16 protein-coding genes are annotated in these 18980 nt (G+C 70.2%); 5 read left to right on the forward strand and 11 right to left on the reverse strand.

Annotated elements, in window-relative coordinates:
* From D473_RS27875 to D473_RS0122525, 6 genes are all read right to left on the reverse strand, one after another.
* The coding region (locus D473_RS27875) for a hypothetical protein (protein WP_033353865.1) at positions 1–203 on the reverse strand (203 nt) is incomplete at its 3' end.
* 117 nt (positions 204–320) lie between these two features.
* Positions 321–1709: a class II fumarate hydratase gene (locus D473_RS0122505; RefSeq protein ID WP_017611298.1), complete on the reverse strand. Its 1389-nt coding sequence runs from the start codon at positions 1707–1709 to the stop codon at positions 321–323.
* A 170-nt stretch (positions 1710–1879) separates the two neighbouring features.
* The gene (locus D473_RS0122510) at positions 1880–2485 is read right to left on the reverse strand and encodes a DUF1707 SHOCT-like domain-containing protein (protein ID WP_017611299.1); all 606 of its coding nucleotides are present in this window, start codon (positions 2483–2485) and stop codon (positions 1880–1882) included.
* 1380 nt (positions 2486–3865) lie between these two features.
* Complete coding sequence (locus tag D473_RS0122515; RefSeq protein WP_017611300.1) at positions 3866–5251, reverse strand: PhoH family protein; 1386 nt, start codon at positions 5249–5251, stop codon at positions 3866–3868.
* Between the two features lie 264 nt (positions 5252–5515).
* Positions 5516–6277: an isoprenyl transferase gene (locus D473_RS0122520; protein WP_017611301.1), complete on the reverse strand. Its 762-nt coding sequence runs from the start codon at positions 6275–6277 to the stop codon at positions 5516–5518.
* Positions 6278–6369: 92 nt separating this feature from the next.
* Positions 6370–6981, reverse strand: a complete 612-nt coding sequence (locus tag D473_RS0122525) for an RNA polymerase sigma factor (RefSeq protein WP_193373314.1) — start codon at positions 6979–6981, stop codon at positions 6370–6372.
* 322 nt (positions 6982–7303) lie between these two features.
* On the opposite strand from D473_RS0122525, the gene D473_RS0122530 reads away from it, so the two are divergent.
* Positions 7304–8677, forward strand: coding sequence for a serine/threonine-protein kinase (locus D473_RS0122530; protein WP_017611303.1), 1374 nt, complete (start codon positions 7304–7306; stop codon positions 8675–8677).
* Between the two features lie 64 nt (positions 8678–8741).
* Here D473_RS0122530 and D473_RS0122535 read toward each other — a convergent pair whose 3' ends face one another.
* From D473_RS0122535 to mca, 3 genes are all read right to left on the reverse strand, one after another.
* Positions 8742–10787, reverse strand: coding sequence for a thioredoxin domain-containing protein (locus D473_RS0122535; RefSeq protein ID WP_017611304.1), 2046 nt, complete (start codon positions 10785–10787; stop codon positions 8742–8744).
* Between the two features lie 115 nt (positions 10788–10902).
* Entirely contained in the window at positions 10903–11307 is a 405-nt protein-coding gene (locus tag D473_RS0122540; RefSeq protein ID WP_241474854.1) for a hypothetical protein, read from the reverse strand.
* A 20-nt stretch (positions 11308–11327) separates the two neighbouring features.
* On the reverse strand, positions 11328–12206 hold the full coding sequence (mca, locus tag D473_RS0122545) for a mycothiol conjugate amidase Mca (protein WP_017611306.1): 879 nt from the start codon (positions 12204–12206) through the stop codon (positions 11328–11330).
* Between the two features lie 158 nt (positions 12207–12364).
* On the opposite strand from mca, the gene D473_RS0122550 reads away from it, so the two are divergent.
* Both D473_RS0122550 and greA read left to right on the forward strand, forming a co-directional pair.
* The gene (locus D473_RS0122550) at positions 12365–12805 is read left to right on the forward strand and encodes a DUF4307 domain-containing protein (protein ID WP_017611307.1); all 441 of its coding nucleotides are present in this window, start codon (positions 12365–12367) and stop codon (positions 12803–12805) included.
* Between the two features lie 147 nt (positions 12806–12952).
* Positions 12953–13453 carry a transcription elongation factor GreA gene (greA, locus tag D473_RS0122555; protein ID WP_017611308.1) on the forward strand — a complete coding sequence of 167 codons (501 nt, stop codon included), beginning with the start codon at positions 12953–12955 and terminating at the stop codon, positions 13451–13453.
* 73 nt (positions 13454–13526) lie between these two features.
* Here the strand turns inward: greA and D473_RS0122560 are convergent, their stop codons facing one another.
* The gene (locus D473_RS0122560; RefSeq protein ID WP_017611309.1) at positions 13527–14843 is read right to left on the reverse strand and encodes a hypothetical protein; all 1317 of its coding nucleotides are present in this window, start codon (positions 14841–14843) and stop codon (positions 13527–13529) included.
* A 141-nt stretch (positions 14844–14984) separates the two neighbouring features.
* A complete protein-coding gene (locus tag D473_RS0122565; RefSeq protein WP_033353874.1) occupies positions 14985–16139 on the reverse strand; it encodes an FIST signal transduction protein in 1155 nt (384 codons plus the stop codon).
* A gap of 134 nt (positions 16140–16273) precedes the next feature.
* On the opposite strand from D473_RS0122565, the gene D473_RS0122570 reads away from it, so the two are divergent.
* Entirely contained in the window at positions 16274–17734 is a 1461-nt protein-coding gene (locus D473_RS0122570; protein WP_193373315.1) for a sigma 54-interacting transcriptional regulator, read from the forward strand.
* Positions 17735–17847: 113 nt separating this feature from the next.
* Positions 17848–18963, forward strand: coding sequence for a VWA domain-containing protein (locus D473_RS0122575; RefSeq protein ID WP_033353876.1), 1116 nt, complete (start codon positions 17848–17850; stop codon positions 18961–18963).
* Positions 18964–18980: the final 17 nt, after the last annotated feature.

The raw sequence follows: 18980 nt of genomic DNA on the forward strand, positions 1-18980 counted from the left end.
CCGGCGTCGAGCGGTTCGAGCCGGCCCGAGACCCACACCTGCTGGTCATGGCCGGAGGGGTAGAACATCACTGTGTTCTGGTCGATCTCGGCGTCGTCGACCTGCCGGCCCCGCGGGTAACCGACCTTCTCGAAGCGGCCTGGGGAATGGTTTTCCGGTACCCGTGTCGGATGCCTTCCGGAGCGGATCGGTTCCCGCGGCAAGGGTGGTCGCAGCCGTCCTCGTCGATGCGGTCGCAGCTCCCGTGGCGAGCGCAGGGCCCACGGCACACGACGGGGCACGCCGCGAGTGTGCGGCGTGCCCCGTGCGTATGGGACGGACTACTGGGAGTTGGTCATCTTCAGGACGTCGAGGGCCTCGTCGAGCTGGGCCTTGGTGAGCTTGCCGTCCTCGATGTAACCGCGCTCGAGGACCACCTCGCGGATGGTCTTCTTCTCCTTCAGCGACTGCTTGGCGACCTTGGAGGCCTCCTCGTAGCCGATGTAGCGGTTGAGCGGGGTCACGATCGAGGGGGAGGACTCCGCGTAGGTACGGCACTGCTCCTCGTTGGCCTCGATGCCGGCGACGCAGCGGTCGGCGAAGACCCTCGAGACGTTGGAGAGCAGGCGGATCGACTCGAGCACGTTGCGCGCCATCATCGGCAGCTGCACGTTGAGCTCGAAGTTTCCGCCGGCACCACCGAAGGCGACGGCGGCGTCGTTGCCCACGACCTGCGAGGAGACCTGGAGCATGGCCTCGCACAGGACAGGGTTGACCTTGCCGGGCATGATCGAGGAGCCGGGCTGCAGGTCGGGGAGGAAGACCTCGCTCAGTCCGGTCGTGGGGCCAGAGCCCATCCAGCGGATGTCGTTGGCGATCTTGGCGTAGCCGGTGGCGATGGTCCGCAGCTGACCGGAGAGCTCCACCAGAGCGTCGCGGGCACCCTGCGCCTCGAAGTGGTTGCGGGCCTCGCTGAGCGCAAGACCGGTGTTGGCGACGATCTCGGCGATGACCCGGCCGGCGAAACCCTCGGGGGTGTTGATGCCGGTGCCCACGGCGGTGCCGCCCAAGGGCAGCTCGGACACGCGCGGCATGACGGCCTCGAGGCGCTCGACGCCGTAGCGCACCTGGGCGGCGAAGCCGGCGAACTCCTGGCCGAGGGTGACCGGGGTGGCGTCCATGAGGTGGGTGCGGCCGCTCTTGACCACGGAGGCGAACTCGATCGCCTTGCGGTCGAGGGCGCCTTCCAGGTGCCGCAGGGCCGGGATCAGGTCGTTGGTCACGGCGGCCGTGGCGGCGATGTGGATGGAGGAGGGGAAGACGTCGTTGGACGACTGCGAGGCGTTGACGTGGTCGTTGGGGTGCACGTCCAGGCCGCTGCGCTCCTTGGCGAGCGAGGCGACGACCTCGTTGGTGTTCATGTTGCTGGAGGTGCCCGATCCGGTCTGGAAGACGTCGACGGGGAACTCGCCGTTCCACTTGCCGCCGGCGACCTCCAGAGCGGCCTCGCGGATCGCCTTGCCGTGTTCGTCGGAGATCACGCCCAGCTCGGCGTTGACCTTGGCTGCGGCGGCCTTGATCTCACCGAGGGCGGCGATGTGCGCATGCTCCAGACCCTGGCCCGAGATCGGGAAGTTCTCCACGGCACGCTGCGTCTGGGCCCGGAACTTGGCCTCGGCAGGAACCTTGACCTCACCCATCGAGTCGTGCTCGATGCGGAACTCACTCATTGCTACCCAACTCTCCTGGGAAAATCTGTGGAACAAAGCCTGCCAGACACGCGCGGCGCGCCGGGAACTCACCCGTGTTGCGCACGCCATGCCCCCATTCGTGCAGGTCACACCCTACGTACGGTATAGCCCCCGGGACAGGTGCCCGTACGCGGTCCCCCGCTACCGCCTCAGGCCCGTCCGCGGGAGGTGATGCGGCGCCTGCGGGCCAGGCCGAGGCGCCGGCGCCGACGGGGAGCGCGCACCCGCACCAGGCCGATCAGGGTCATCCCGGTGATCTCCAGGACGGGCGGCCGGGAACGGCCGGAGGCGCGCGCGGTGGTGGTACGCAGGCCGAGGAAGGATCGGCCGGTGATGCGCACCTCCACCCCCTCGGGCACGTCGATCTCCACCACGCCGAAGAGGGCGGTGATGTTGAGGCGCTGGTGGTTGCGCAGGAACAGGGCCTCGCGCAGGTCGATGTCCACACGTCCGGCCACCGCGACGACGTTCTCGTCGGGGTAGGCCACCCAGCGGCCCCGCCGGGTCAGGGTGCTCATCAGCGCCAGGACGGGTTGAGGGTCCAGCCGGATCGGTTGCCGGTCGGCGGGCAGCAGGTCGGCGGTGGCCTCCGGGAGTTCACCGAGGGTACGGGCGGTCTGGACCCGGTCGCTGCGTTCGGTGAACTCGTCCATGTCGATACGGCCGTCGGCGACGGCCTCACGCAGGGCGTCCAGGACGCGGGCACGGTCGCTGTCGGAGGCACGGAGCTGCTCGGGCGGGACTTGCTCACTCACAAGGCACCAGCTTAGGGCGTGGCGGTCGGGCACAGCCCGACCCGGTCCCTCTCCGCGAGCCCGTCCGGGGCTCCCCGCAGGCGTCGGGTCCGCTCAGCCACGCGAAAGGCTCAGCCCAGCACACGTGCACGGTGCAAGACCTCCCCCGCCACAAGAAACCCGGACGCCCAACCATGTGAAGGGCTCGGCCCCAGCGCACGTACACGGTGTTGGGACTCCCGGTCCACAAGAGACCCGGATGCTCAGCCACGTGAGGGGCTGAGCCCCAGCGCAGGTGCACGGTGCAGGTTCTCCCCTCCCCCACAGGTGACAGGTTTGCTCAGCCACAGCCCTCGCGCGGTGCGTCGCCCCTTGGGCCGAAGGCCCCCCTTGCGCGTTCCGCGCGGTGGTCTCCCCAGCCCTCTGTACGCGGTCTCTGGACGCCCGGAGCCCCTCGACCACTCATGCACGGGGGACGCGTGAGCCCGCGCCTTGTCCTTGGCCTGGCCCGGGGCAAGGCCCCTCCCCGAAGGAGTGGGAGAAGGCAGGCGCAGAGCCGCACGCCAAGGGGGGTTGGACCCCAGCCACAGACAGAGCCCGACCCCAGGAACGGAGGCACGGGGCCACTGACGGGAACCACGAACACCCCTGAAAAAGAGAAGAGGAAGAGCCCGAAGAGAAGAGAGCTCGGAGGCAGGGAGGCCTGGCACCGTGCACCTGCCTTGGGGCTGGGCCCCTCGTGTGGTTGAGCAGAGACACCCCCTGGGGCGGGGGTCCGTCTCTGGCTCTTCCCTCTCCTGTGGGGAGGGGCCCTCCCCCGGTCGAGCCCAAAGACACGGTGCGGGCTCACGCGCTTCTGTGCCCGGACGGCTGGTGGGCTCCGGGCGTCCAGAGACCGCGTACAGAGGGTTGGGGAGGCCACCGCGTGGTACGCGCGGAGGCTCCGGGGTTTCCGTGGCACCGGGGGCGCGCACCCCGCGTCGACTGTGGCTGAGCAAACCTGTCACCTGGGGGGAGGGGAGAACCTGCACCGTGCACCTGCTCTGAGGCCCAGCCCTTCGTGTGGCTGAGCATCCAGGTTTCTTATGGCGCAGGGGAACCTGCACCGTGCACCTGCCCTGGGGGCTCGGCCCTTCGTGTGGTTGGGCATCCGGGTTTCTTATGGCTCAGGAGACCCAGCACCGTGCACCTGCTCTGAGGCCCAGCCCTTCGTGCGGTGGAGCACGGACACCCCTTTGGAGCGGGGGTTCATCGAGGTGGGTCGGGTGAGTCCGGCGCCAAGGGTCGCAGCGCACCCCCGAGGCGCCCCACACTCCCCGCGAAGAAGCGTGTGTGGGGGTGGCGCCGAAACGGGGGCGGCCCGCCCCGAGGGTGCGCGGGGCGGGCCGGTCGGTGCGCCGATCAGTTCTCCAGCATCTCGGTGACCAGAGCGGCCACCGGGGAACGTTCGGAGCGGTTGAGGGTCACGTGGGAGAACAGCGGGTGGCCCTTGAGCTTCTCGATGACGGCGACGATCCCGTCGTGGCGCCCCACACGGAGGTTGTCGCGCTGGCCGATGTCGTGGGTGAGCACGACCCGCGAGTTCTCACCCAGACGGGAGAGCACGGTCAGCAGCACGTTGCGTTCCAGCGACTGGGCCTCGTCGACGATGACGAACGCGTCGTGCAGGGAGCGGCCGCGGATGTGGGTGAGCGGCAGGACCTCCAGCATCCCGCGGTCGACGATCTCCTCGATGACGTCCTCGTTGGCCACCGAGGACAGGGTGTCGTGCACCGCCTGGCCCCACGGGGTCATCTTGTCGTTCTCGGTCCCTGGAAGGTAGCCGAGTTCCTGGCCGCCGACGGCGTAGAGGGGGCGGAAGACCATGACCTTGCGGTGGCGGCCGCGTTCCATGACCGCTTCCAACCCCGCGCACAGGGCGAGGGCGGACTTACCGGTGCCGGCGCGGCCGCCGAGGGAGACGATGCCGACCTCCTCGTCGGTGAGCAGGTCGAGGGCGATGCGCTGCTCGGCGCTGCGGCCGTGCAGCCCGAACACGTCACGGTCGCCGCGCACCAGCTTCACCGACTTGTCGGGTTGGACCCGCCCCAGCGCCTTGCTGCGCTCGGAGACCAGCACCAGCCCGGTGTGGCAGGGCAGGTCGCGGGCCTCCTCCATGTCACTGGAGCCGGACTCGAAGAGTTCACCGATGTTGTGGGCCGGCACGTCGAGTTCGGCCATGCCGGTCCAGCCGTGCTCGATGGCCAGCTCGGCCCGGTACTCGTCGGCGATCATTCCGATGGAGGACGCCTTGATCCGCATGGGCAGGTCCTTGCTGACGAGCACGACCTCCCCGGCCTCACTGTCCTCCTCACCCTCGGCCTGCTCCTCCAGTTCGATCTGGAGATTGCGGGCCACGGTGAGGATGCGGGTGTCGTTGTCACCCAACCGGAATCCGGCCGGGAGCACACCCGAATCACTGTGGTTGAGTTCCACGCGGAGGGTTCCACCGTCTTCGTTCACCAGGACGGGAACGTCCAGGCGGCCGTTGTCGACCCGGAGGTCGTCCAGACGGCGGAGGGCCTCGCGGGCGAAGTACCCCAGTTCGGGGTGGTGCCGCTTGCTCTCCAACTCGGTGATGACCACGACGGGGATGACGACCTCGTGCTCTGCGAACCGGGTCATGGCCGACGGATCGGCGAGCAGGACGCTGGTGTCGAGCACGTAGACGCGTGCCCCCTCCATGCCTACCGGGTGGAGGTCGGCGACGGACTGGGTGTCACGGCGATCGGTCGAGGTACTAGCCACTCGTTCTCCCCTTGGGTGCCGCGGGGGCACCCCGCTGTCACGGGATCATGGAGGACCGGGACCGGGCCCACGAGGGCCGGGTCCGGCCCTCCTCGTCGAATATCCGCGTTGACGCAGGGATTCAATGAGACGGGGCCTCCCGAGCGGGTGGCCGCTCGCCACCCGCGCTCACCGACGCTACGCGCCGACCGACCCGTTTTCCAGTGTTCGATCCCCCGTCGCGGTGAACACCGTGTGAAGACGGGGGTGGGGAAAGGAAGGGGGTCAGTGGCCGTAACGCCGGTTGCGCGCGCCGTACGAGCGCAGTGCACGGAGGAAATCCACTCTGCGGAAAGCGGGCCAATAGGCCTCGCAGAAATAGAATTCCGAGTGCACGCTCTGCCACAGCATGAAGCCGGACAGACGTTGCTCCCCCGACGTGCGAATGAGCAGGTCGGGGTCGGGCTGGCCGCGCGTGTAGAGATGCCGGGCAATGTCCTCGATGTCCAGGCGCTCCGCGAGCTCCTGGACCGAGGTTCCTCGGTCGGCCTCGTCGTGGAGGAGCGACCGAACCGCGTCGGCGATCTCACGTCTACCCCCATACCCGACGGCGACGTTGACAACCAGCCCCGGATTACCGGATGTGGCCTCCTCCGCCTCTTTCAGGGCGCGGGCGGTGGAGTCGGGCAGGATGTCGGGGGCACCCACGCGCCGGGTGTTCCAACCCTCCTCGCGCAGACGGGCGATGGCCTTGTCGATGATGCGCACCAGCAGGCCGAGCTCGTCCTCGTCCCGGGAGAGGTTGTCCGTGGACAGCATCCACAGTGTGACGACCTGCACGCCGAGCTCGTCACACCAGCGGAGTACCTCGAAGATCTTGTCCGCGCCGGCGCGGTGGCCGAGCTCCGCGCCCCCCAGGCCACTGCTCTTGGCCCAACGCCGGTTCCCGTCCATCACGACACCGACGTGCCTGGGGATCTCCTGGCTGGTCAGGCTGCGTTCGAGCCGCTTCTCGTACAGCCAGTACAGGGGGTCACGGAGCCCCATTGGCGAAACCTCTCAGAGCTGGATCAAAGACGGCACGCCCGAGTCCTGGACGTGCCGGTGGGGATGTGTCCAGAGTAGTTCGCCCTGAGAGGTCACGAGACAGTCAAGGACTTCCGTACGTGTTTGCGGCCCTGATGAATTCGGGATTTGACGGTGCCCAGAGCCAGGTTCAGCTCCGAGGCGATCTCGTTGTAATCCATCTGGCACAGATCCCGCAGGACGAGCGGTGCCACCAGGTTGGGCCGGTCCTTCTCCAACTGGTCGAGCGCCTCGAGCAGGTCGATACGGGAACCGGCGATGACACTGGTGGTGCGGGGGTCGCTCTGGTTGGGCATGCGCTCGGCCTCGGTGGGGTACTCGGCCGAGCGGCGCTTCATGGAACGGTAGGTCTGACGCGCGGAGTTGGACACCACGGTGTAGAGCCACGTGGTGAACAAGGAGTCGCCCTTGAAGCTGCCGATCTTGCGCGCCACCCGCAGAAGGGCGTCCTGGCACGCCTCCTCCGCGTCCTGGCGGTAGGGCAAGAAACGCGAACAGCGGCGGAGCACCTCCGGCTGGATGCGCCGGAGCAGGTCGTCCATGGCCGCCTCGTCGCCGTCCTTGGCCCGGCGCGCGAGGTCCTCGAGCTCCTCGTCGACGTTGCTCGCCACCCGACGCTTGGGCGTGGGCCTCTTCGCGTGGTCTGAGTGGTCGCTACTTGGCATGACTGTTCTTCTCCCTGCTTCACAGGACGTCCGCCGGGTCAACTCGAAGTGCCTCGGGTGCCGGGGCCCGGCGGGGGGACACGTCCGGACGTCCACGGACCCCGGGGCCGATCGTTTTCCACGCACGTGTTCGTTTCCTGTCCCGTGTGTTATTCACAGGAGTGCGCGAACCATCATCCGGGATCTCCCACCAGTTTCCATGCCCGATGGGATGTGCGCCACCCGGAGTGGGGATCATATCCACAAGAGCCAACTCGAAGGCGTAGATGGTGTATTAGTGGGCAACGACCCCGTATTCACCCCCTGACAGACCGAGGCGCACATGAGCCAACCGGAGGCTTTCGGACGGTATCGCGTGATCCGGCGCCTGGGATCCGGCTCCTTTGCCACTGTCTGGCTCGCCCACGACGACCTGCTGAACTATCCGGTAGCGATCAAGGTCCTCGCGGAGAACTGGGCGCACCAGATGGACATCCAGCACCGGTTCCTGGAGGAGGCGCGCATCCTGCGCCAGACCGACTCCACGTGGCTGGTGGCGGTCCACGACGTCGATGTACTTCCCGACGGCCGCCCGTACATGGTGATGACCTACGCCGACCAGGGCAGCGTCGCCGACATGGCCAAGCGCGACCAGCTCCCGCTGGACGAGGCTCTGCGGCTGCTCACGGAGATCGGCCAGGGCATCACGGTCCTGCACAACCACGGCACGATCCACCGCGACATCAAGCCCTCCAACGTGCTGTTGCAGTCCTCGCCCGTGGGCCAGCGCGTCCTGGTGGCCGACCTGGGATTCGCCAAATCCATCGACGAGGCCTCGGGGTTCACCGCGGCTGCGGGCACCCCGGGGTACATGTCACCGGAGCAGAGCATCCCCGGCGGCGACCTGGACGTACGTACCGACGTCTATTCCCTGGGCGCGGTCGCCTACGAACTTCTCACCGGAAGGCAGGCCCCGCGTCAGCCGGTACGTACCCCGCCTGGCCGAATCCGGCCAGGACTGCCTCCGGCGCTCGACGAACTCATCATGTCGGCACTTTCGGCCGACCGGGAAAGCCGTCCGTGCGACGCCAAAACCTTCACGGACCGGGTCAGGACGATCCGGATGGAGCCCGGTATGCTCCCCCGCGAGGAGCCGTGGTGGCAGCGGAACCGGAGACAGTGGCGCCGCCTGACCGCACTCGGAGCAGCCCTGGCCGTGATGGTTCTCACCGCGACCTCGGCCTTCGGTGCCCCCTCCATGTCGCTGACCCCGATCTACAGTGCCGCCCACGAGCTGCGGGTGAACGTGCCCTCGGGCTGGGCCTCGGAACTGCACCTGGACATGGCCGCCCGTCCCGCTGCCGCCGAGGCAGGCGCGGGCCCGGGTCTGTTGGCAACGACCGACGCCGACAACTGGCACGCCACCGACAAGACCTCCTACGGGGTCTTCACCACGCTCATGCCCGGCGCCCGCGATCTGGGCCGGGTCACCGAGCCCGACCGGTGCGAGCACCCGCCGGTGGAGCGCCGGGTGGACACCTCCCGGTGGGAGGGCAAGATCCGGGAGTGGTCGGACTGCGACGACAACGGCGCGCTGTCCGTGGTCGCCGTGCACGAGCCGGGTGAGCCCCGAACGGTCTATCTGGAGATCCGCCAGCCCGATCACCGCCCCGATCTGACCGACACCATCATCGACGGTGTCCGGGTGTACGCCTGAACGTCCCCCGGTCGGTCGGCCGCCCCGGTCGGCCGACCGACCGGGGCGGGACAGGACCGGGGCCTCAGCCGAACCGGGCGCGCAGGTCCTCGACGGTGTTCACGGGAAGCTTGCAGGTGAAGCCCTCGCACACGTAGGCGGTCGCCCGGCCCTGGACCGGTTCCCGTCCGGTCAGCAGCGGCACCCCCCGGTCGTCGGTTCCGTCGCCGCGGGTGAACACGGTGCCCAGGGGCGCGCTCTCCAACGCCGCCCGGACCAGTTCGTCCACCGCCGGGTCGTCCGGAGCTCCGACCACCGCGACCGCACGCGGGCCGGACTGCAGCGTCTCCCCCGCGGCCAGCCCCCAACCGGCGAACCTGGGGGCCTTCTCCGCCAGGAGCGAGACCGGCGACAGCGCCGCCTCGGCCGCGGAACGGTGGCGTTCGGAGCCGGTGAGCGCCGCGTACGCCAGCAGCGCGGAAGCTGCAGCGTTGCGCCCGGCCGGGGTGACGTTGTCGGTGGGGTCCTGCGGTCGGGCGAAGAGTTCCTCGGCGTCGTCGGCCGTGTCGTAGAAGCCCCCGTCGCCGTCGCCGAAACGCTCCAGCACCGTGTCCAGGAGTGCGCCGGCCTCATGGGCGTATCGGGCATCGCCGGTGACACCGTGCAGGACGAGCAGGCCCTCGGCGACGTCGGCGTAGTCCTCCAGGACACCGGCGCTGTGGCCGGCGCGACCGTCGCGGGAAGTGCGCAGCAGGCGGCCCTCGCGCAGGTGCACCCGCAGCAGCAGATCGGCGCAGGCCCGGGCGGCCTCGACCAGGTCGGCGCGGCCCAGGAGGACCCCCGCCTCGGCCAGCCCGGCGATCGCCAGCCCGTTCCAGGCGGCCACGATCTTGTCGTCGCGGGCGGGAGCGGGGCGCGAGGCGCGGGCGGCGAAGAGCCTCTCGCGCACCCGCTGGTAACGCCACGGGTCGGCGGGTGTCTGCGGCAGCTGCAGGACCGAGGTGCCGTGCTCGAAGGTGCCCTCCTCGGTGACGGCGAAGACCTCCTCGGCGTAGGCGGCGTCCTCCCCCTCCAGCAGTTCCCGGATCTGCGCCGGGGTCCACACGTAGAAGGCGCCCTCCTCCGGGGTCCCGTCGGGGCCGGGACTGTCGGCGTCCAGGGCCGAGGCGAACCCGCCCTCGGGGGTGCGCAGCTCCCGCAGCATCCAGTCGGCGGTCTCCTCCGCGACGCGGCGCAGGAGCTTGTGGGTGTCGGCCTCGGCCAGGTCGGTGCCGACGGGGCGGCGGGCCATGCGGATGTAGGCGCGCAGGAGCTGGGCGTTGTCGTAGAGCATCTTCTCGAAGTGCGGAACGACCCATTCGCGGTCCACCGAGTAACGGGCGAACCCGCCTCCGAGCTGGTCGTACATGCCGCCGCGGGCCATCGCCTCGGCGGTCCCGGTGGCCATGAGCCAGGCCGGGACGGGCTCCTGGGCGGTCTGCAGGGGCGCGGTCCGTTCGCTCTGCGCGGTCAGGAAGGACAGCAGCATCGACGGCGGGAACTTCGGCGCGTCCCCGAACCCGGCGTGCGCCTGGTCGTAGTCGCGCACCAGGGCCCGTACCGCAAGGTCGAGGGTCTCGGCACCGGGTGCGGACGACTCGGGCAGCCCGCGGGGCGCGCCGAGCGCGGCGACCACCCGTTGCCCCTGGTCGAGGAGTTGGTCGCGCTGCTCCTGCCAGGCGTTGGTGACCCCTTGCAGGAGACGCTGGAAGTGGTCGCGCGGGAAGTAGGTGCCGCAGTAGAAGGGGGCGCCCTCGGGGGTGGCGAAGACCGTCATGGGCCACCCGCCGTGGCCGGTCATGGCCTGGGTGGCCTCCATGTAGACCGCGTCGACGTCGGGGCGTTCCTCACGGTCGACCTTGATGTTGACGAACATCGAGTTCATGAGGTCGGCGGTTGCGGTGTCCTCGAAGGACTCGTGGGCCATCACGTGGCACCAGTGGCATGCGGAGTACCCGACGGAGATCAGCACGGGCACGTCGCGGCGGCGCGCCTCGGCGAAGGCCTCCTCGCACCAGGGCCACCAGTCGACGGGGTTGTCGGCGTGTTGCAGCAGATAAGGGCTGGTCGCATCACTCAGTCGGTTCGCCATGTCCCCAACTGTGCCTGACCTGAGCCGTGTCGGTGAAGCGGCCTGCGGGCACGCACGGGGCCGCCCTCTCCCGGATGTGGGAGAGGACGGCCCCGGTCGGCGTGCGAAGGCGGGCTCAGCGCCCGGCTGTACCGCTGTCGTCTCCGGCGTGGGCCTCGGCGGGCCCGCCGGCGGAAGCGGCCTCGGAAGCGGCCTCGACGGATCCGTCGGCGGGGTCCTCGGAAGCAGCGGTCTCGGAAGCAGCAGCTTCGGAGGTGGAGGCTTCGGGGCCGGCCGCACCGGAAACAGCGGCACGCTCGGCGGCGCCGTCGACCGGCACGGCCCGGCCGGCCTTCTTCTCTCGGCGGAAAGCCAGGTCCTCCTCCTGCTCACCGCGCACCCGGGTGAGCTTGCCCGTCATGTTGCGCATGAGGAAGTACAGCACGAGGGCGATCACGAAGATGACCAGGAAGCCGAGGACACCCGGGGTCACCAGGTCGGTGTCCAGCTCGGTCGTGTCGGCCAACGCTGTCGCTGCCATGGAAGAGCTCTGCATACCGTTCATCTTCTCACTGCTTCTCGCACACCCGCGAACAGGTCCTTCTCAGGGACCTCGGTGTCCACGACCGAACGCACCAGGTGGTAGTCCTCCGTGGGCCAGGCCTCGGCGATGATCTCGTTGGGCACCGCGAACCAGAAACCGTTCGGGTCGACCTGGGTGGCGTGTGCGCGCAGCGCGTCGTGGGCGACCTCCAGGTGCTCGCTGCAGTGCACGCGCGTGGTGATCTCCCAGCGGGGACGTTCGCGCTCGCGGATGCGCTTCATCCAGTCCTCGAAGGGGTTGTCGAGGCCGCGCTCGGCCAGCGCCTCGGCCAGCGCCTCGAACCGCTCCGGCGGGAAGGACACGAAGTAGTAGAGCTTCAGGGGCTGCCAGGGGTCGCCGCGGCCGGGGTAGGCGTCCGGGTCGCCTGCGGCGTCGAAGGCGTGCATCGACACCTTGTGGGTCATGATGTGGTCCGGGTGCGGGTATCCGCCGTTCTCGTCGTAGGTGAGGATCACGTGCGGGCGGAACCGGCGGATCGACTCCACCAGGGGCGCGGCGCCCTCCTCCACGGGCAGGGTCGCGAAACAGCCCTCGGGCAGCGGGGGCAGGGGGTCGCCCTCGGGCAGGCCGGAGTCGATGAACCCGGCGAACTCCTGGTGCACGCCCAGGATCTCCCTGGCGCGATCCATCTCCGCCCGGCGGACCTCGGCGATGTTCTCGCGGACCTCGGGACGTTCCATCGCAGGGTTGAGGATGTCACCGCGCTCGCCACCGGTCATGGTGACGACGAGCACCTCTGTACCCTCATCGATGTAGCGGGCCATGGTGGCCGCACCCTTGCTGGACTCGTCATCGGGATGGGCATGAACGGCCATCAGCCGCAACGGCTCGGACAACGGAGGTCTCTCCTTGACTCTGTGAACGACGACGCCGGACGCCGGTTCCCGGCTACCCTGCACAGCACGGCTCGGACGACTCACGCCCGGGGCGCGTAGGGGGGCTGCCAGGTCGGGGATATCTTAGACAACACCGTCCCCTTGTTCGGAGATTCCCGATGCAGCCGACCCCGGAAGAAGACGCCGTGAACAGTGCCGAATCCCCGGCCGCGACCCCGGCCGACCCCGACCGCGTGCTGCGCAAGCGCCACGGCAACGGGCCCCTCTTCTTCATCATCGGCACCGTCTTCGCGATCGCGTGCAGCATCGGGTGGGGATTCTCGGTGATGAGCTACTCGGGTCTGAGCGGAAGCGTCTACCACCAGGTGGTCGCGTACGACACCGGTTCCGCGGAAGAAGCGAGCATCACCTTCGAGGTCAACAGCAAGGACGGCGCGGAGTGCCTCATCACGGCGTTGGACGATCAGCACGTCGAGGTCGGTCAGGAGCGGCTGGCGGTGGAAGCGGGGAACCGGATGTCCACCACGAGCGTTGAAACGATTCGACAGGCTTCCACGGTAGAGATCGCTTCGTGCAGGGAACAAGGTTCGCAAGACTGATCCACCACGGACGAGCCGTTCCCCTGTCCTGCACCGGCGTCGTGGGTGAACACGCGGGAAACCGTGCGCGAGCGCGCTCGGTGATATTCTCGTCAGTTCAGCTCTGGCCGCCTGGTGGCCTTTGCTACGAGTACACAAGGAGTTCCAGTGACCCAGACCCGCGATGACAACGTCACCTGGCTCACCCAGGAGGCGCATGACCGGCTCAAGTCCGAGCTGGACCACCTGACGGGTAGTGGGCGCGTCGAGATCGCGGAAAAGATCGAGGCCGCCCGTGAGGAGGGCGATCTCAAGGAGAACGGCGGTTACCACGCCGCCAAGGAGGAGCAGGGCAAGCTGGAGGCCCGCATCATTCAGCTCACCGAGCTCCTGCGCACCGCGAAGGTCGGCGAAGCACCGCGTACCGAGGGCGTGGTCGGCCCCGGCATGACCATCACGGTCAAGTTCGCCGGAGACGACGAGGAGATCACCTTCCTGCTCGCTTCCCGTGAGGAGAGCGGCGCTCCGATCGACGTGTACTCGCCCAAGTCCCCGCTGGGTGCGGCCATCAACGGCAAGCGCGTCGGCGAAGAGGTCAGCTACCCGCTGCCGAACGGCAAGACCCTGGGGGTCGAGATCATCGACGCGGTGCCCTACACCGGCGTCTGAACACACGAGCGACGACGGGGGCGCGGTCCGGTTTCTCTTGCGGACCCCGCCCCCGTCGTCGTGTCCGGGCCGCTCAGGGCCGGTGCTGCGCGTCGGGGCACTCGGGTACGTCTCCGGCCCCGTTCGCGACGGCGTCCGGGACGTAGTGGTCCTCGCCGATGCGGTACCACGTGCGGGCGGTTCCGTCGGGGCCGTAGGCCTGCCCGCCGGGGACGGAGCAGTGCACGTCGACGACGGCCCCGGCCGCGGCCAGACCGGCAGTGTCGTATCCGGCTCCCGGCCCTTCGTGGACGGGCACGGGTTCCCTGCCGGTCCCGGTGGCGATCTCGGCGCGGTGGCCGTGGTCGCCGGTCCACAGGTAGTCGACCTCGACCCACCCGTTGGTGGGCATCTGCAGTCCGTGGAAGGCGCCGTCGGCGAGGTCGATGCCGGCGGGGTTGGCGACGCGGCGGCCGAACCCGTCGAGGCCGCCGTTGTGGCCCGCGGTGTAGGCGGCCTGGGCCTGGGGAAGGCCGCGGTCGAGGTCGCCCCAGGACTCGCGGTCCTCGTTCCAGTGATCGTCGGTGATGTTCCAGGGGCCCACGTCCCACACGGGAACGTAGGCACACCGCGGGTCGTGGGTGCGGGGGTCGCCCACGGCGCCGGGGCCGAACTCGCCGGTGGTGCAGACCCGCACGGTGTACTCTCCGCCGCCGCGGGCGGCCAGCCCCCGGCGCGAGGGCAGGGCCGCGAAGTGGTCGTCGGGGGCGACGACGTGGCCGTTGGCGGTCCTCTCCCCCACCAGCCCGATGCGGGTGGCGAACAGGCGGGCGGAGTAGGGCTCGGGGCCGGAGGGGCCCTCGGGCTCCCCGAGCTCCCCGTCGCCTCCGGGGCCGGTCCCTGTGGAGGGCAGGGGACGCACCTCCAGTCCGGTGAGGGCGCTGTCGGTGCCCTCGACCTCCACGCGCAGTTGCACCTCGTCCACGTCCCGGGGCAGGCTCACCCGGCCGCCTCTCCCGGGGATGGTGCGCCATTCGGTCCACATACCGTCGACGCGCATGCCACGCGCTTCGATACGCAGGTCACGGGTGTCGCCGTCGGTATCGGGACGGACGTCGAGGCTGTCGGTGGCTTCCGCCAAGGGGCGGCCGGCAAAGACCGCGATCCCGTACGGCAGGCCGGTGTCCCTGCGGGACAGGGAGGCGCCCTCACCGCGCTGGGCCCGGCTCTCCTCCACACGCAGTCCCGTCTCGTCCGCGGTGAGGCCGACGAGGTCGCCGGAGACGAGCTCCTGGTCGAACCGGCCCTCCTCGGCGTACGCGGTCGCGGGGGCCGAGGGGGAGAGCAGGGCCGCAGCCCCCAGGGCGGCCAGGGTCCGGGCCGCGGGGCGGCCGCACCGGTGGTTCGACATGGAAACCTTCCCCAGAAAACACGCAGAGTACGAAAAATAAACACTCTCAGTAAGTATTCTGGCGAAGGCCCACTCAAGGAACGAACGTCAAGGTGTTGTCGATGAGGGGGCAAAAGTCCGGATTAAGGTCCGGAACGGACATCAAGGGGCGAATGCCAGCAAACAGGCGGTAAAGGTGTGCACGTGGTTGACCCCGCCGACCGGGCCGATCTCCCCCGCCGCGAAGAAACCCGCGACCGCGCCGTCACCCAGCGCCCGGCGCACAGCGAGCGGGTCGTGGTCCGGATGCGGGAACATCGCCTCTCCGCGCCCGTTGCAGGAGAACAGCAGCCCCGCGCCCACCCGGTGGCGTTCACCGAACTCGGCCAGGCGCTCGGCGAAGTCCTCGTCGGCGGTGCCGGCGTCGCGCACCTGGAAACGCACCGTCTGGCCGACCTCGACCATGTCGCCGACGGTGAGCGCGCCCGTGTCCGGTTCGGCCCCCGCCAGGGTGCGCACCAGGAAGTCGCCCTGGTCGTGCTGGTCGGCGTACTCGTCCATCGCCACACCGATGTGCAGGCCCCGCGCCGCGAGGAGGCGGTCCTCCTCCGACAGCGACTCCACGAGCTCCTCGAGCTTGCCGTAGGCACTGCTGCCCGCCAGTTCCAGGAGCACGTTGCCCTCGGCCTTGGTGACGGTCATGTTCTGGCCGATGGGCCGGCACCCCTGGCTGACCACGGTCCCCAGGACTCCGACGCCGCCGAGCAGAACGCCGATCGCACCGTTCTCGGCGACCTCGCCGTCGCAGAACAGGCGCACCGACTCCTCACCACGCATCCCGTCGGCCATCCCGCCCACGACCGGGAGACCGTCGAGGGCGTCGGTGGTCTCGCGCACGAACGCCTGGGTGGGGAACTCGTAGGGGTTGGCGAGCATGATCGCGACGCGGTCGGTGGCGTCGGGCTCGCGCATACCGACCACGGCCAGGTGGTCGCCCTCCACGACGGTGTCCAGACGGAACGGGGTCAGGCCCACGTCGGGCAGGCTCGCGCACCAGACACTGACCGCGCCCTGGCCCTCCACACCGCGGCCGCCGCCGATGACCCCCGTGGCCGAGCAGCCCAGGGTCGTGGCGTCGCCGGCGATCTCCATGACCCGTTTGCCGGCGAGGGTGACCTCTTCGGGGTCGGGGCCGGAGACGAAGAAGCAGACCAGGTCCACGGGGCCCTCGACCTGTTCCAAAGCACCCGTGACGGCGCGTTCGGCCGCGTTCACGAGGTCGGCCCCCGTTGTCAGTGCATCGCCGAACCGAGCCACCTGCTGACACCCCCGTCTCCCGCCGGCCCCTCGACCGGCCACAGAGTCCACGTCCTCGTCCATTCTTCCACCCAGCCGCGCTCCCGACATCTCTTCGTTGATCGATCTGCCCGCACGGCGGATAGGTTCGAGGAGTGAGTGACGTTTCCCCTCCCACGAACGGGCCCTCATCGTACGGCTCCCCGGCGCCCCCGACGCACGGACTCCCGCGCACGCTCGCGGAACTGCGCGCCTCCGGGCACATCAGGCGTCCGGTGGCCGCGGAAGTACGCGAGAACCTCGTGCGGCACATGGCCGAGGGCACCCCGCGCTTCCCCGGGGTGCACGGGTTCGACGACACGGTCCTGCCCGCGCTGGAACGCGCGCTGTTGGCCGGCCACGACGTGGTGCTGCTGGGCGAGCGGGGCCAGGGCAAGAGCCGGCTCCTGCGCTGCCTGACGGGGCTGCTGGACGAATGGACCCCGGTCGTCGAGGGCTGCCCCGTCAACGACCACCCCTACGCGCCGGTGTGCCCGACCTGCCGCCGCCGGACCGGGCCGGAGGGCGAGGACCTGCCGGTGGCCTGGCTGCACCGCTCCCACCGTTTCACCGAGAAGCTCGCCACCCCCGACACCGGCGTCGGCGAACTCGTCGGCGACGTGGATCCCGCGCGCCTGGCCGAGGGCCGTTCCCTGGGGGACCCGGAGACCCTGCACCACGGCCTGGTACCCCGCGCCAACCGCGGGGTGTTCTGCCTCAACGAACTTCCCGACCTGGCCCCGCGGGTACAGGTGGCCCTCTTCGACGTACTGGAGGAACGCGGCGTGCAGGTGCGCGGGTACGACCTGCGCCTGCCCCTGGACCTGCTGCTGGTGGCCAGCGCCAATCCGGAGGACTACACGAGCCGGGGACGGATCGTCACCCCGCTCAAGGACCGCTTCGGTTCCCAGGTGCGCACCCATTACCCCACCCGTGAGGCGGACGAGATCGCACTGATCCGCCAGGAGGCCGACCTGTCCGACGGCACGGTCGTGCCCGCCCACCTCCTGGAGGCCGTCGCCCGCTTCACCCGCCTGGTGCGCCGGCACAAGAAGGTCGATCCGCGCTCGGGGGTATCGGTCCGTTTCTCCGTCGCCGCCGCCGAGACCGCGGCCGCCTCGGCCCTGCGGCGCGCGGCCGTGTCCGGGGAGGAGGCACCGGTGGCCCGGGTCGCCGACCTGCCGTCCGTGGTCGAGCCGGTGCTGGGCAAGGTCGAGTTCGAGCTCGGAGCGCAGGAGGAGGGCACCGAGCTGCTGCACGCACTGCTGCGCCGGGCCGTCTCCGAGGTCTACCGGGCACGCCTGGGCCACCTCGATCTGGGACCGCTGACCGAGCGTTTCTCCGGGGGCGCCACGGTGGAGTCGGGCGACCTCGTGGGTGCCTCCGCCCTGCTGGAGGAAGTGGGCCCGGTCCCGGGACTCGCAGCGATGATCGAGACGGCCGCGCCCGAGGCCGAGGACGGCCCGCCCGGGCCCGGGCTGGCCGCCGCCGTCCTGGAGCTGGCGTTGGAGGGGCTGTACCTGGAGCGGCGCCTGTCGAAGGACACCCGGGCCGAGGGCGGCACCTACCGGTTCTGATCGGTCCCGGCCGTTCCGGCGCTGTGCACAAAAGGGGCGCCTCGGACGGTTCGCCGCAGTGCCGGGAGGGGATCACAGGGACGGACGACCCCCCGAGCACAGAGGCGGTGCGTGTGAGGTTCCGCTACCGGGAGTACCTGGGTGGCCCCGACCCGTTGGCCGAACCCGACCCTCCCCCGGAAGAAGCCGTGGCCGCGTCCCGGGAGCTGCTCGCTCTCGTGGAGGCCGCCGAGGTCGGGGACGAGGCCGACCGGATGGCGCTGGCGGCCGCGGAGAAGGCCTTGGTGCGCTACGGCGACGGCGACCGGGTGGCGGTCACCGACCTCGACCCGCGTCTGCTCGCCCGGATCCTCGGGTCCCCGGGGAGGGAGGCGGCCGACCGGTTGGACGCAGCCGACCACACCCTGTCCCCGCGGGAGCTGCGCCGTTTGGCCGATGTCGCCCTGCGCGACGTCGAACGTGCACGGCGCGGGCGTGGGAGCGGTTCCCACCGCGGCGGCCACCGGGACGGCGAACCGGACGGCACGGCCCGCGCGGCGGCGCCCGGCAGTGTCGTGGACGCGGTGGCCACCGTGCGCGCGGCGACCCTGCGGCGGGCCGAGGGCCGTGGCCGGAACGAGGCCCTGCGTGCGGAGGACGTACGGACGGCGGGCACCGAGCCCGCGGCGTCCTCGGCGGTCTCGCTCCTGGTGGACCTGTCGCACTCGATGGCCACGCGTGAGCTGCACGAGAGCGCGACCAGGACCGCGCTGGCGCTGCACTCCCTGGTCGGCTCCCGCTATCCCGAGGACCGGCTCCAGCTGGTGGGTTTCGGTGAGGTGGCCCGGGAGATGACCCCGGGATCGCTGGTCGCCCACGGATGGGGGCGGGTGCCCGGCACCAACCTGCATCAGGCGCTGCGGCTGGCGCGGGGCCACCTCGCACGCCATCCGGACCTGCACCGCCACGTCATGGTGGTCACCGACGGCGAACCGACCGCGCACACCGGGGCCGACGGTGATCCCCGGTTCTCGTGGCCGGCCGGCCCGCGCACGGTGGAGGCCACGGTCGGGGAGTTGGACGCGGTGTTGCGCGACGGCGCGGAGGTGACGTTCTTCCTGCTCGCCGAGGATCCCCGGCTGCGGGCCTTCGGTGATCTGGTGGCCCGCCGCCGGGGTGTGCGCGTGGTGCGCGCCGACGGCGGTGAGCTGGGACCGCTGCTGTTGGACCGGTTCCGCGCGGCCCACTGACGGCCGGGCCCGTGGCG

The sequence above is a fragment of the Nocardiopsis xinjiangensis YIM 90004 genome (genome assembly GCF_000341145.1).
Classification (GTDB): domain Bacteria; phylum Actinomycetota; class Actinomycetes; order Streptosporangiales; family Streptosporangiaceae; genus Nocardiopsis; species Nocardiopsis xinjiangensis.